Below are 13,070 nucleotides of genomic sequence, written 5' to 3' on the forward strand. Positions count from 1 at the left end.
GGGCTCGGCTTGTGACGGCATCGCTTGACTCCTCGGCTACTGGCTCCGCTCGGCGGTCCGGCTGCGCCACGCACCCCGGCCATCCGCCGGCCGCCGAGACCCGCGAGAAGGTGGACCGGCAGCGGAACACCTGGCTGCGGGGTTACCGGGGGGTGCCCGGTCTTGCCTGTCCGACCTTGATGCCGGTGGACTGAGGGCGGCCACTAGGGTGCCGGAAGGCCGGGAGAGAGGAACTCACACCATGGGCGCGAGCGTCACGGCGGTCAGCAGCAACGGAACGTACTCCTTCACCAAGCCGAACCGCCCGGGCATCACGCTGCTCGCCGGACTCGGCGTCGAGGGAGACGTGCACGCCGGGGTGACGGTGAAGCACCGCTCACGCGTCGCGCAGGACCCGACCCAACCGAACCTCCGCCAAGTGCACTTGATCCACGCGGAGCTCTTCGACGAGCTCGCGGCACAGGGCTTCGAAGTGGCGCCGGGCGACCTCGGCGAGAACGTCACCACCACCGGCATCGACCTCCTCGCGCTGCCCGTCGGCACGCTGCTGCGCCTCGGCGGTACCGCGGTCGTCGAAGTCACGGGCCTGCGCAATCCGTGCCCGCAGATCGACGCCTTCCAGAAAGGCCTCCTGAAGCAGGTCGTCGGCCGTGACGAGGCGACCGGTGAGATCGTCCGCAAGGCGGGGATCATGAGCGTGGTCAGGGAGGGCGGCGAGGTGCGCCCCGGCGACGCGATCGAGGTGGAGCTGCCGATCGGCCCGCACCGCCCGCTGGAACGCGTCTGACTGCTTCGGCTCAGCGGCCGGAGTCGAACCACGCCTCAGCCAGCGCGTCCAGCGTCGGCTCTGTCGGGACGGGCAGTTCCCGCAGGTACCAGGGAAGGTTGCTGTAGACGTGCAGCAAGGTGTGGGCGAGGAGTTCACGCGGTTCGAAGGTGCGGCCGTACGCGTCCATGAAGCGGCCGAGCAACCCCGGCTCCCCGCGTGTGACGAAGAGGCCGACGCCCACGAAGTCGTACGCCCTGTCCCCGATCATGGCGGGCTCGAAGTCGAAGAGCCCGGTGAGCGTGAGCCTGCCCCCGGCACCAGCTGGGGCGGGGGCGGAGTTCCGGCCGACGAGCAGATGCTGGCGCATGAACTCGGTGTGCAGGAGGACACGTTGCGGATCCTCGCTGAGCAGCACCGTGTCCAGGAAGCCGGGGATCTGCTCCACCCAGCCCTCTGACAGCCCGCGCTCGCGCTGCCGTCGTACGACACCTGCGCGCTGTCCTGCCAGGAAGGCGCCCCAGTCGCCGGGCCCGAGCACATCGGCGAGCGGCCCGGGGTCCAGGGCGTGCAGCGCGGCGAGCGTCTCACCGGCCTCGGTGACGAGGCGCTCCCGGTCGGCGCGCGGGAGGCGCGGCCAGGCGACGGCGAGGTCTTCGCCGGGCAGCCGGGACATGAGCACGTAGCGCCAGCCGTTCTCGTACGCTCCGGACGCGTGCACCCGTGGCGTGGGCACGGGGAGCCGCCCTTCGAGATGACCCAACACCCGTGCCTCGACGAGCGCGTCGGCGGCGGCGGCGCCGGGGAAGAGCTTGAGGACGAGTCCGTCCCCGACGGCGTAGACGGGCTGCGTCCCCTCCGTGAACCGTTCGAGCGACGCCCCCGCCAGGCCGAGCCTGCCGCAGAGATCCTCGACTCCGGGCCGCATGACGGCCTCATCGGGGACGACGACGTCCCATTGCTCGTCGTTGTCCACGGTGGGCAGCATGATCGGCACGGTAGGGGGCGGGGCGGGCGCGGGCAACGGAATTGATGGGCCGCACAGCATCGACCCGGCATCCCGACCCGACATCCCGGCATCCCGGCCTCCCGGCATCCCGGCGTCGACCGAAGTCTGCCGCCCATCGACTTTCGGCCGCTCCCCCACGGGCCCCCGCCCGCCTAGCGTCGACCGCATGACCAGCGACAAGAGCCCAGGCCCCGCCCCCGTCCCCCTCGGCAAGGACCGGACGACGGTGCTCGGATATCCGCGCGGCGACCTGCTGACCATCCTCATCGGCACCCCGCTCCTCGGCCTGGTGCTCGGCCTCGCTCTGCCGCCCCTTGCCCGGTGGCTGAGCAAGTCGCCGGTGCTGCCATGGCGGGACGGCATCACGTTCGTCGGCTCGCTGGGCAGGCCGTGGCAGACGGGGGTCGCGGTGGGCGTCGGCCTGGTGGCGGGTCTCCTGCTCGCGTTCACGGACATCGACGAGACGCTGAAACTGCGCCTGACCGACGCCGAGTTGAAGGCCGAGCAGCACGAGGGGACGCGGACCGTCGAACGCGCCCGGGTCTCGGCGGTGTTCCTGGACGGCAAGGAGCTGGTCGTACTGGACGAGACGTCACGTCAGGTCACGCGGGGCACCCACAAGGCGTCGGCGGCGACCCTGGCCAGGGCGTTTCGCGCGCACGGCTACCCGTGGCGGGACGCCGACCCGCACGCGTCACTGTTCAGCCGCTGGATCCCCGGCGCCCCCGGTCTGCCCGCCGAGGCCCACGCGGTCCTCGCGGCACGGAAGGCGGCGCTGAAGAGGAAGGCCGGGGAGGACGTACGGGACCTCGGCGAGACGATGCAGGGGCTGGGCTATGTCGTACGGGACGAGGGCAAGGACCAGTACTGGCGCCCGCTGGCGGGTGAGGAGAGCTGAGAGGGCGGGGCCAAGTGCGCCTGACGGGACGGGAGGTGACGTGTAGTCAGCGTCACTGGTCGGCCGCCTCCGTCGAAACACGGGGCCTATGAAGTGGCGGGGCACGCACCCATGCCCCTCGACCCACCACCGCCGATTCCCGCCGCCCACGCGCCACGCCAGCCCCCGGTGCAGAATGGCGATCATGACCTCGCCCCTGACCTACCAGCCGGTCCTGGACCGCATCGCGGCCGAGATCCAGGAGACACCGAGGCGCGGGCGGCCCGCCGACTACATTCCGGCGCTCGCCGCGTGCGACCCGGGCCGGTTCGGCATGGCCGTCGCGGAGCCGGACGGCACGGTGTACGGGGTGGGTGACTGGCGGCAGCCGTTCTCCGCGCAGTCCATCACCAAGGTCTTCACCCTCGCGCTCGACCTGGCGCGCGAGGGCGACGCCCTGTGGGAGCACGTGGGCCGTGAGCCCTCCGGCAACCCCTTCAACTCGCTCGTGCAACTGGAGTACGAGAACGGCATCCCCCGCAATCCCTTCATCAACGCGGGCGCCCTCGTCGTCACCGACCGCCTCCAGACGCAGACCGGCGACGCCGCGGGCGCCCTGCTCGGCTTCCTGCGCGCGGAGAGCGGCAACGACCAGCTCACCATCAACGAAAGCGTCGCCGCCTCCGAGGCCGCCCACGGTGACCGCAACGCCGCGCTCGGCCACTTCATGGCGTCGTACGGGAACATCGGGAACCCCGTCCCCGTCCTCCTCGGCCAGTACTTCCGCCAGTGCTCCGTCGAGGCCTCCTGCGCCGACCTCGCCCTCGCCACCGGCTTCCTCGCCCGCCATGGCATCCGCGCCGACGGCACCCGGCTGCTCAGCGGCAGCCAGGCCAAACAGGTCAACGCGATCATGCTCACCTGCGGCACGTACGACGCGGCGGGCGACTTCGCCTACCGCGTCGGCCTGCCCGGCAAGAGCGGCGTCGGCGGCGGCATCATCGCGGTCGTCCCCGGCCACTGCACACTCTGCGTGTGGAGTCCCGGCCTGGACGAGCGGGGCAACTCGGTGTCGGGGGTCGCGGCGCTCGACCGGTTCACGACACTGACCGGCCTCTCGGTGTTCTGACCTCCACCCGGACCTCCACCCGGACCTCCACCCAAAGCTCCACTCAGAGCTCCTCTCGCTGCCCCCCTCGTTCGTATGGGCGCCCAGCAGTCGCGGGACGGCTCGGACTGCGGTGGGTTGGAGTGGCACACATTCCCCGAACCTCGGAGGCATCCATGCGTCGCGCCCGTATTCTCACCGCTGCCGTCCTGCTCTCGGGACTGACAGTTCTGGGTGGCGCCGGCCAGGCCCTGGCCGATGAAGGGCCGTTCGGCCAGACCAGCAACAGCCCCGGCGTCCTGTCCGGCGACGTCATCCAGGTCCCCATCCACGTCCCGGTCAACGTCTGCGGCGACAGCATCGACATCATCGGTCTGCTCAACCCGGCGTCCAACAACGCCTGCGCCAACAAGTAGGACCAGGCAGCCGCTGGTACAGCGATAGGAAAGGGCCCGCCCCCGCGCAGACGGGGGGGGCCCTTTCTTCGGCTCGGCGGCCGGAAGATTGACGGTTGAACGACTCGCACGGTGAACCATTTGCGGCATTTACGCGTGATGGCTGTTACATCACCTACGCACGTCTTTGATGTGAGGTGCGTAACTTCGTAGATGTCACCGCGACGGCGCGGTCACACACCCCCCACCAGCTGAAACGACCCGAGAGGGCCTCTTTCGCCATGCGTATGAACCGCCGCTACCTGCGCACCAGCATCGTCGCCGCCACCGCGACCGCCGCCATCAGCCTCGGGGCCGCCTCCGGTGCCATGGCCGCCACGCAGCACACCCCCACCACCGCCTCCGCCTGCGCCTCCGTGGGGAAGGTGTCGCACGCCAAGAAGCGTCACTTCGTCAAGACCGTCAAGCTCGCCGAGAAGGGCCACACCGCGAGGGTCTACAAGCTGGCCAAGGGCAAGTACCAGGCGGACGTCCTCTACAAGGGCAAGAAGTTCGCCGTGCTGAACGCCTTCGGCAGGACGGGCACCGCGAACCTGAACGGCCTGCACGTCAAGCTCACGCCGAAGGGCACCGTCACGTCGTGGGTGGACCGCGCCAAGCCCGCCCCCAAGCCGAAGCCGAAGCCGAAGCCCAGCCCCGGCAAGCAGCTGGTCCGCATCGACACCCTCCCCGACGGCTCCGCCGCGAAGATCTACAGGCTGTCGGCGAGCCACTGGCGGGCGGTCTTCTCCGGCGCCGGTGCCAAGCTCGGCTCCCTCGACGCCAACGGCCGCTCCGCCTCCGGCGAGAACAACGGGCTGCACGTCATCCTGAACCCCGACGGCTCCCTGAAGTCCTGGATGGACGAGGCCCCCACCCCGGAGCCCGCGCCGGACCCCACGCCGACCCCGGACCCGACCCCGGACCCCGGCCCCACCCCGGCTCCGGCCCCTGACCCGGACGACAACAACCCGGCCGCCGACCAGCCGTCGCCGTCCACCGGGCAGCACCAGGACGCCGCCAAGGACCGGGCCGGCGTGACGCCGCCCGTGGGTCCCGGCACCGACCCCGGGAAGGTCGTACTGGCCCCCGCCGAATGACCTCCGGGGGCAGCCTCCGCGTACCGCCAACTGCCCCTCACCGCTTGGGAGAGCGGTGAGGGGCGCCGTCCACCTCTGGCTTGAAAGGCCCCTCACGTCATGCCCTCGCACGTTCGTCTGCGAGCCCTGCTCATCGTCCTCGGTGCGCTGGCCGCGACGTCGATGCCGACCATCGCGGCGTTCGCCGAGCCCCCGCGCGTACCGGCGACGCAGCAGCACAGCACCCCACGCGAGGAGATCCAGCCCGCGGCCCACATATTCGGCGAACTCGCGCGCAAGACGGCGCAGCGCACCAGCAAGAAACCCCTAGGCCTGGTGCCTGACCGGCCCGACCGGACACCCAAGCGCATGCACCACGTCGCCCCGCACGGCAGCGCCACCCGCTGACAGAGCGGGAGCGGCAGACGAGTCGGGCTGTACGCCGGGAACGCTGGAGGTCTCGACTGAAACCGCCCGTGACCTGCACGGTCGATGTCGACAACCGCGCGTTTCCGTTCGGCACACGGCGTCAGGGCGGCGTCCGGCAGTGTCCAGCGTCTCGGCGATCCGGGCGTGCCGCATCCGGGCCTGCACCTTGCGGGGCTCAAGACCGGAAGCCACCAGCACGGCGTCGGCGAAGTGGCGCAGGTCCCGGAACGTCGCGTTCTCGGGGACCATGACACCCCGCGCTCGGGCCCGCCGCTTAGCCAGGTCGAACTCCCGGCACAGAGTGGTCACACACACCGGGGTCCAGAACCGGGTCACGGTGACCAGATCACCGAACTGTTCAGGCATCGGCTGAAGACCCCGGCGTTCCCGTTTGCGGAGTGCGGCGCTCGAAAGCGGAGCGCGCCACCGCGCAAGGTGTGCCTCGTACTCCTCGCGGAGGAAGCTCCCTACTGCGAGCAGTGCATTGCTGGCCTCGGTCTTCAGTGGCGCGGCCTTGCCACGCCGCCGCTGCTCCTCGACCAGTTGTCTGCCCTGGAGGCTCTCCATGTCCGTGCGACGCACCCCGGAGGCTTCCATGGAGCTCAGTGCTTGCAGGGATCCGAACCAGATCATGACTCGGTATCGAGGGATGATCTCTTGACCGAGGTCCTGGTTGGACGGGTCTGACCAGGTGGAAGACCTCTCGGGCCGCGTAGCGTTTGAGGCATCGGACGATTTCGCGTCGGGTCTCACGACGCACAGGGCACCTCGTGTTCAACCCGGCCGCCAGACAGTGACGACGCGCGCCGCTGACTGGTCCGTAACCCCGGCGGCTTCACCCGCCGTGACGCGCACGCCGGATTAGCTCACCGGTCAACTCTCTGGATCCGGTGCGTAGTTGCGCTCGCCGTCCCGTTCATCCCTGGCCAATTCACCCCGGGTCGGTTCGCCCCTGTCCCATGCGTACCCACCCCTGGGACAGGGGATGGCCATATCCCGCCGTCGCGCCCGGCGGCGCACCCGTGATAGAAAGTGGGTCAATCGTTCAAGTTTCTCGTGATGTGCCGCGGAGGCTCTCATGCACCACTGCCCGCTGCCTGAAAACGACCTAGGGGCAGTCCATGGCTAACCCCTACCGCGAACTCTTCTCCGCTCCCGGCGCCAAGGGCTTCTCCCTCGCGGGCCTGCTCGCCCGGCTGCCGCTGCCCATGACCCACATGGGCATCCTCACGATGCTCTCGGAACTGCGCGGCGAGTACGCGCTCGCGGGAGCCGTCGCCGGAACCTTCACCCTCTCCATGGCGCTGATAGGCCCTCAGATCTCGCGCGTGGTCGACCGGTTGGGTCAGGGGCGGGTGCTGCTGCCCGCCACGGGCGTCAGCGTCGCCGCGCTCGGCGGGCTGCTCCTGTGCGCCTACTACGACGCTCCGGCCTGGACCCTGTTCGTCTTCGCGCTGCTCGCCGGATTCATGCCGAGCATGGGCGCCATGGTCAGGGCCCGCTGGACCCAGCTGTACCGCGGCTCGCCGCGCCTGAACGCCGCGTACTCCCTGGAATCGGTCGTCGACGAGCTGACGTACATCATCGGGCCCGCCATCGCCGTGATGCTCGGCACCACACTCTTCCCCGAAGCGGGGCCGCTGGTGGCGATGGTGCTGCTCACCGTGGGCGTGCTGCTCTTCGTCCCGCAGAAGCGCACGGAACCGCCCGTGCAGTCGGCGGCCGACGCCACCGGCCGGTCCGTGATCCGCGCCCGCGCCGTCGCGCTGCTGGCCCTCACCCTGATGTTCGGCGGCGCCATCGCGGGCACCATCGACACCATGGGGCTTGCCTTCGCGCAGGACCAGGGGCAGAAGGAGGCCGCCGGCATCGTGTTCACGGTGTACGCCGTCGGGTCCGCGATCTCCGGACTCACTTTCGGCGCACTGAAGTTGAGCACACCACTGCCCAGGCTCTTGGTGCTCGGCGTGACCGGCACGGCTCTGACGACGCTGCCGTTCCTCGTCGTGAACAGCATCGCGACGCTCTCCGTGGCCGTGTTCTTCGCGGGCGTCTTCTTCGCACCGACCATGGTCACCATCATGGGCATCGTCGAGAAGGTCACCCCCGCCGCCCAGCTCACCGAGGGAATGACCTGGATGATCGCGGGCCTGCAGGTGGGTGTGGCGCTCGGCGCCGCCGCCTCCGGGCAAGTGGTCGACTCCTTCGGTACGCGCGCGGGGTTCACCGTGGCGCTGGTGGTGGGCGCTCTGGCCCTCCTGACGACGCTGCTCGCCTACCGGCATCTGCGCGCGGAGACCGAGCGGGCGGCCGTACGCGACGAGGAGGTGAAGCTCGCCGTCGGCGGCTGACCTTCCCGGTGGTGCCTCCTGCCGCCCCGACAGGGGGCGCCACCGGCCGGGTATCGTCGCGGTGACCACGACCGGAGCCGCAGCCACCGCCGCGACCAGGCCAGGAGAAGGACCCTGAATCAGCCGCCCGAGCCGCCCGAGCCGCACCAGCCGCACCAGCCGACCGAGCCGATCGCCGACGGCCGCCGCGCCAAGGGTGAACGCCGGCGGCGCGCACTGATCGAGGCCACCTTGCGCGTGATCGAGCGGGACGGTGCCTCCGGCGTCACCCATCGCACCGTGGCCCGCGAGGCGGAGCTGCCGTCCACCGCGAGTACGTACTACTTCGAGAGCATCGACGCCCTGCTGACGGCGGCGCTGACGACGTGCATGGACGAGGACGCCGAGCGGCTGCGCGAGCTGACCGAGGCCCCCGGTCGCGGCAGCGGCAAGCATGCCGCCCTCGCCGCCCTGATGGCCGAGACGGTGGCGGGCCGCGGGCGGCTGCTCGCCGAGTTCGAACTGTGTCTGCTCGCCTCGCGTCGGCCGGAGCTGCGCGGGCCTACCCGCCGCTGGAGCGAGGTGCTGAGCGACTTCGCCCGGCTCTTCACCGGCGATCCGCTGCGTATCAAGGTCTTCGCCAACGCCTATGACGGTCTGCTGTTGCAGGGGCTCCTCGCGGAGCGGCCGCCCACGGCCGGGGAGTTCGAGGCCATGCTGCGGCAGTTGCTCCCGGAGGAGCCCACGGTGTGAGGCGTTCCGGCGCTCCCCGAGGAATCCAAGGTGTAACGCGGTAGAGAGTAGCCAAATATCTGGTTCTATCGGTTCATGAGTTAACAATCCTTGACAGAATGTGGGTACTATCGCGGCTGCGCTCAGCCGCAGCCGCACACATTCAACCCGTCGGGGGGGAACCGATAGTGGTCCGTGTCCTGGTCGCCGATGCCCATGCCGCAGCCCGTGCGGGCTTCAGCCTGCTGGTCGGCTCCGCCCCCGACATGACAGTGGTGGGCGCGGCCGCCGACGGCACCGGCGTGGTGGAGGCGGCTCTGCGGACGCGGCCCGATGTGGTGCTGATGGACACCCATCTGCGGGGGATCGACGGGGTCGAGGCGACCGCGCGGATCACCGGCGACCAGCGGCTTGCCGGGGTGCGGGTCCTGGTGCTCACCATCCATGACGACGACGAGCACCTCTTCCGCTCGCTCGCCGCGGGCGCCAGCGGATTCCTGCCCATCGACACCGAACCCGAGGACCTGCTGAAGGCGATCCGTGCGACCGCCGACGGGCAGTCCTGGCTCAACCCGCGCCACACCCGGCGCCTCGTCGACAGCCATCTCGCCCGCAACCAGCCGGGCGTCCGGCCCGCGCAGCCGTCGGTCGGCGCCCCCGACCCCGCGCTCGATGAGCTCAGCAACCGTGAGCGCGAGGTCTTCGCGCTCGTCGGGCACGGGCTCACCAATCAGGAGATAGCCGAGCGGCTCAGCCTCAGCCCACTGACCGCGAAGACCTACGTCAGCCGCATCATGGCCAAGCTCGGCGCCCGCGACCGGGTCCAACTCGCCATCAGCGCCATCGGGTCGGGCCTCGCGCGCACCCCGGTCGGCCGACCGCGGGGCCGCACACCCGCGGGACCTGTCAGCCGTGCGCTGCCAGGTCGCGTGCTGCGTCCCTGATGATCCGTACTGCTTCCTCGATGCGGTCGCGATGGGTGCGATGCGAGACGACACAGGCCCGGATCACGAAGTGCTCGCCCAGGTTGGTGCTGGACAGGAAAACCCGCTTGGAGTCGTTGATGCGCTGCAGCAGCCGCTGGTTGAAGGCGTCGGCGTCTCCGCCGTCCGGTACGTAGCGGAAGGCGACGGCCGTGAGGTCGGGCTCGAGCGGCACCTCGAAGCCGGGCATGGCCCGCAGCTCGTCGTGGAGATAGCGGGCCAGCTCCAGCTTCTCCTCCAGGGCGTCCCGGAACGCGGCCATGCCGTGCAGCTTGATCGGCAGCCACAGACGCAGCCCGCGGAAGTCCCGCGACAGCTCCATCGAGTACTCCGAGAAGCTGGGGATGCGCTCCTCCAAGCCCTCCATGTCCTGCAGATAGTCGGCCGCGACATGGTGCGCGTCGCGCAGCCGTGCTCCCTCACGCACGATCAACGCGCCGGTCCCGTAAGGGATGAAGAGCGCCTTGTGCGGATCGAGGGTGATGGAGTCGGCGAGCTCGATCCCCGCGAAGAGCTTTCGGCCGTACTCCGTCATCCGGAACGGCCCGCCGTAGGCCGCGTCCACGTGCAGCCACATGTCGTTGGCCCGGGCCAGTTCCCCGATGGCGGCGATCGGATCGACCGACCCGGTGTTGGTGGTGCCCGCCGACGCGGTGACCATGAACGGCCGCAGCCCCGCCGCCCGGTCGGCCGCGACCATCGCGGCAAACGCTGCCTCATCCATACGCAGCGAGTCGTCCGTCGGCACCAGGCGCACCCGCGCCTTCGGGAACCCGGCCAGATATCCGGCCTTCGCGCACGAGGCGTGCGACTGCTGCGACGTATAGAGGACGCCACGCGAGAAGTCCTCGCCCAGCTTCGCCTTGCGCGCTGCCACCACCGCCGAGAAGTTGGCCATCGAACCACCCGACGTCAACACCCCTCGGGCGTCCGCCGGATAGTCGAAGAGATCGCAGAGCCAGCGCACCGCGGTCGCCTCGATCTGTGCGATCGCCGGGGCCATTCCGGCCAGATTCACATAGCGGTTGAACCCGGCCGCGAGCAGATCCGCAAGGGCCGAGGTGTAGAGGCCGCCGCCGGGTATGTACGCGAGGAAGCCGGGCCCCGAATTGTTGATGGCTTTCTGTGAGGCGAGGGCAACGGTGTCGAGCAGTTGAGAGAAGGGAGCCCCCGCTTCCGGAGCACTTTCCCGGAGCCGGTCGGCGAGTTCGACCGCGCCTTCGAGATCGGCTGCGGGGGATTCCGGCAAGCCGTTGATGAATTCCTCGACCAGGGCGAGCGTGGCCTGCCCCATCGAGTGCATTTCCGCGGCAGTGGGTTCAAGTGGGTATGGGTGCATGCCGGGCATCGTAACCACAGGTCGCGCGGCCCGGATATTAATGTATCCCCAGGTTGAATCGATGTCTCCCACGGGATACTTGAGCCGTCGCGGAAAATCCACCGGTGGCGTACAAGGAATTGTCACCACTGGCCGGATGTTGGCGCACCGCAGTGCCGAATAGCTTTTTCGGCATGACATTCATGACTGTCGACAGCAACCGCACGACCGACAACGACCTCGCTGCCGGCAAACACCTCACGGCCGACGAAATCCTCACCCGGGCCCGCGCCGCCGCACCGGTCCTGCGGGAGCGTGCCGAAGATATCGAGGAAGCCCGCCAGTTGCCCGCCGACGTGGTGGAACTCCTGCGCGGCACCGGCGTGTTCCGTATGACCATGCCCGCCTCCTGGGGCGGCCCCGAACTCACCTCCGCCCAGCAGACCGAGGTCATCGAAGCTCTCGCGACGGGCGACGCCTCCGCCGCCTGGTGCGCGATGATCGGCGCCGATTCCGGGATCTTCGCGGGCTATCTGGACGACGCCGTGGCCCGCGAGCTCTTCCCGTCCCTGGACACCATCACCGCCGGATTCATGAACCCGACCGGCCGCGCCGAGCGCGTGCCCGGCGGCTATCGCGTCAGCGGCAACTGGGTGTTCGGCAGCGGCAGCAGCCACTGCGACCTGCTGCTCGCCGGCTGCCGCGTGTATCGCGACGGCGAACCGGAGGCCGACGCGGACGGCGACCCCGTGCAGTGGCGCGTGATGATCGCGCGGCCCGAGGACTTCGAGATCCACGACACCTGGTACACCACCGGACTCGCAGGCACCGCGAGCCGCGACTACGCGACGACCGATCTGTTCGTGCCCGATGAGCACTCGTTCAGCTTCGACACGCCGCGCCGCCCCGGCCTGCTGCACGCCGCTCCCGACACCATCCTGCGCAATATGCCCGGCGTCCCGCTCGGCCTCGCCCGCGCCGCCCTCGACCATGTGCGTGGCCTGGCAGCAGGCCGTGTCGACCGGGCCTCCGGCACCCCCTGGTCCCAGCTGGAGCGGGTGACCGGCACCCTCGCCGACTGCGAGGCGGACCTGGCCGCCGCCCGCGCCTTCGTCTACACCGGCCTCGATCAGCAGTGGGCCCGCCTGGAGTCGGGCCGCGAGGCCACCCCCGACGAGCGCGTCGCCACGGCACTCGCCCGCTACAAGGCGTTCCACACCGCCCACGCCATCGTCACCCGCCTTTACGCGCTGGTCGGCGGGGCCGCGATCTACCGCAAGCGCTCGCCCATGGACCGCTGGCTGCGTGACGTCACCACCATGTGCCGCCATGTCGACGCGGGCGAGCAGAACCTCAAGGCGGCCGGGGAGCTGCTGCTCGGCGGGCGCATTCCGCAGAAGACGCTGCTGTGGTGACCGGCGCTTCCCCTGCCCCTCGTATGCCCCTCGTACCGCACACACGGAAAGCCGCACCATGACCAGCATCTCGACGCTCACCGTCGAACCCGAACAATTCCGTTCCCTCATGTCCACTTTCCCGACCGGTGTGGCCATCGTGACCACCGGCGCATTCGAGGGTGAACCCTCGGGTCTCACGGTCTCCTCGGTCAGCAGCGTTTCCCTGGACCCGCCGACTCTCCTGGTCTGCCTCAACAACAAGAGCCGGACGCTCTCCGAAGTACTGGCGAACGGTACATTCGCCGTCAATCTGCTGCATGAAGGCGGGCAGGGTGCGGCGAAACTCTTCGCCTCTGGAGAGCGGGATCGTTTCGACCGGGTGGAATGGGAGAACGCCACCACGTTTGCCGGTCCCCATCTCGTCAACGACGCCCATTCCATCGCGGATTGCCGGGTCAGTCGGACCCTTTCCATGGGCGACCACCAAGTGATCTTCGGTGAGATCTTCCGCGTCGAGCAGCAGTCCCCGGAACACACCGCGCCGCTGCTGTACGGAATGCGCCGCTTCTCCGCCTGGCCCACCGCCGCCTGAATCTGCAAGGAACCTC

13 protein-coding genes are annotated in these 13,070 nt (G+C 69.8%); 11 read left to right on the plus strand and 2 right to left on the minus strand.

The genetic code is table 11. From position 1 onward, the window contains the following. Positions 1-241 precede the first annotated feature (241 nt). Positions 242-787, plus strand: coding sequence for an MOSC domain-containing protein (locus tag ACGFX9_RS02815; RefSeq protein ID WP_393463600.1), 546 nt, complete (start codon positions 242-244; stop codon positions 785-787). Between the two features lie 10 nt (positions 788-797). Here ACGFX9_RS02815 and ACGFX9_RS02820 read toward each other — a convergent pair whose 3' ends face one another. After that, complete coding sequence (locus tag ACGFX9_RS02820) at positions 798-1,754, minus strand: phosphotransferase family protein (protein ID WP_393463602.1); 957 nt, start codon at positions 1,752-1,754, stop codon at positions 798-800. 187 nt (positions 1,755-1,941) lie between these two features. Between ACGFX9_RS02820 and ACGFX9_RS02825 the strand changes: the two genes are divergently transcribed. The 8 genes from ACGFX9_RS02825 to ACGFX9_RS02860 all read left to right on the plus strand — a co-directional run bounded on the left by ACGFX9_RS02825 (position 1,942) and on the right by ACGFX9_RS02860 (position 9,708). Beyond that, complete coding sequence (locus ACGFX9_RS02825) at positions 1,942-2,673, plus strand: hypothetical protein (RefSeq protein WP_393463604.1); 732 nt, start codon at positions 1,942-1,944, stop codon at positions 2,671-2,673. Positions 2,674-2,848: 175 nt separating this feature from the next. After that, positions 2,849-3,781: a glutaminase gene (locus ACGFX9_RS02830; RefSeq protein ID WP_393463606.1), complete on the plus strand. Its 933-nt coding sequence runs from the start codon at positions 2,849-2,851 to the stop codon at positions 3,779-3,781. A gap of 155 nt (positions 3,782-3,936) precedes the next feature. Next, on the plus strand, positions 3,937-4,176 hold the full coding sequence (locus ACGFX9_RS02835; protein WP_393463607.1) for a chaplin: 240 nt from the start codon (positions 3,937-3,939) through the stop codon (positions 4,174-4,176). 260 nt (positions 4,177-4,436) lie between these two features. Next, entirely contained in the window at positions 4,437-5,294 is an 858-nt protein-coding gene (locus ACGFX9_RS02840; protein WP_393463609.1) for a hypothetical protein, read from the plus strand. Between the two features lie 99 nt (positions 5,295-5,393). After that, positions 5,394-5,681, plus strand: a complete 288-nt coding sequence (locus ACGFX9_RS02845) for a hypothetical protein (RefSeq protein ID WP_393463610.1) — start codon at positions 5,394-5,396, stop codon at positions 5,679-5,681. A gap of 1,142 nt (positions 5,682-6,823) precedes the next feature. Continuing rightward, a complete protein-coding gene (locus tag ACGFX9_RS02850) occupies positions 6,824-8,053 on the plus strand; it encodes an MFS transporter (RefSeq protein WP_393463612.1) in 1,230 nt (409 codons plus the stop codon). 237 nt (positions 8,054-8,290) lie between these two features. Continuing rightward, the gene (locus tag ACGFX9_RS02855; RefSeq protein WP_393465574.1) at positions 8,291-8,785 is read left to right on the plus strand and encodes a TetR/AcrR family transcriptional regulator; all 495 of its coding nucleotides are present in this window, start codon (positions 8,291-8,293) and stop codon (positions 8,783-8,785) included. Positions 8,786-8,952: 167 nt separating this feature from the next. Beyond that, on the plus strand, positions 8,953-9,708 hold the full coding sequence (locus ACGFX9_RS02860) for a response regulator (RefSeq protein WP_393463614.1): 756 nt from the start codon (positions 8,953-8,955) through the stop codon (positions 9,706-9,708). Here the strand turns inward: ACGFX9_RS02860 and ACGFX9_RS02865 are convergent. After that, on the minus strand, positions 9,671-11,086 hold the full coding sequence (locus tag ACGFX9_RS02865; RefSeq protein WP_393463616.1) for a pyridoxal phosphate-dependent decarboxylase family protein: 1,416 nt from the start codon (positions 11,084-11,086) through the stop codon (positions 9,671-9,673). The two genes, ACGFX9_RS02860 and ACGFX9_RS02865, sit on opposite strands and share 38 nt — an antisense overlap. Positions 11,087-11,259: 173 nt before the next feature. Here ACGFX9_RS02865 and ACGFX9_RS02870 point away from each other — a divergent pair, with 173 nt between their 5' ends. Both ACGFX9_RS02870 and ACGFX9_RS02875 read left to right on the plus strand, forming a co-directional pair. Next, positions 11,260-12,480: an acyl-CoA dehydrogenase family protein gene (locus tag ACGFX9_RS02870; RefSeq protein ID WP_393463617.1), complete on the plus strand. Its 1,221-nt coding sequence runs from the start codon at positions 11,260-11,262 to the stop codon at positions 12,478-12,480. Positions 12,481-12,538: 58 nt separating this feature from the next. Beyond that, positions 12,539-13,054: a flavin reductase family protein gene (locus ACGFX9_RS02875; protein WP_393463619.1), complete on the plus strand. Its 516-nt coding sequence runs from the start codon at positions 12,539-12,541 to the stop codon at positions 13,052-13,054. Positions 13,055-13,070: the final 16 nt, after the last annotated feature.

Origin of the sequence: Streptomyces sp. NPDC048436, assembly GCF_043200355.1 — a bacterium.
Lineage (GTDB): Bacteria > Actinomycetota > Actinomycetes > Streptomycetales > Streptomycetaceae > Streptomyces.

Bases quoted from the DNA above. Each gene is read 5' to 3' on its own strand.
- ACGFX9_RS02815 (WP_393463600.1), top strand. From the start codon at position 242: ATGGGCGCGAGCGTCACGGCGGTCAGCAGCAACGGAACGTACTCCTTC.
- ACGFX9_RS02820 (WP_393463602.1), bottom strand. From the start codon at position 1,754: ATGCTGCCCACCGTGGACAACGACGAGCAATGGGACGTCGTCGTCCCC.
- ACGFX9_RS02825 (WP_393463604.1), top strand. From the start codon at position 1,942: ATGACCAGCGACAAGAGCCCAGGCCCCGCCCCCGTCCCCCTCGGCAAG.
- ACGFX9_RS02830 (WP_393463606.1), top strand. From the start codon at position 2,849: ATGGCGATCATGACCTCGCCCCTGACCTACCAGCCGGTCCTGGACCGC.
- ACGFX9_RS02835 (WP_393463607.1), top strand. From the start codon at position 3,937: ATGCGTCGCGCCCGTATTCTCACCGCTGCCGTCCTGCTCTCGGGACTG.
- ACGFX9_RS02840 (WP_393463609.1), top strand. From the start codon at position 4,437: ATGCGTATGAACCGCCGCTACCTGCGCACCAGCATCGTCGCCGCCACC.
- ACGFX9_RS02845 (WP_393463610.1), top strand. From the start codon at position 5,394: ATGCCCTCGCACGTTCGTCTGCGAGCCCTGCTCATCGTCCTCGGTGCG.
- ACGFX9_RS02850 (WP_393463612.1), top strand. From the start codon at position 6,824: ATGGCTAACCCCTACCGCGAACTCTTCTCCGCTCCCGGCGCCAAGGGC.
- ACGFX9_RS02865 (WP_393463616.1), bottom strand. From the start codon at position 11,086: ATGCACCCATACCCACTTGAACCCACTGCCGCGGAAATGCACTCGATG.
- ACGFX9_RS02870 (WP_393463617.1), top strand. From the start codon at position 11,260: ATGACATTCATGACTGTCGACAGCAACCGCACGACCGACAACGACCTC.
- ACGFX9_RS02875 (WP_393463619.1), top strand. From the start codon at position 12,539: ATGACCAGCATCTCGACGCTCACCGTCGAACCCGAACAATTCCGTTCC.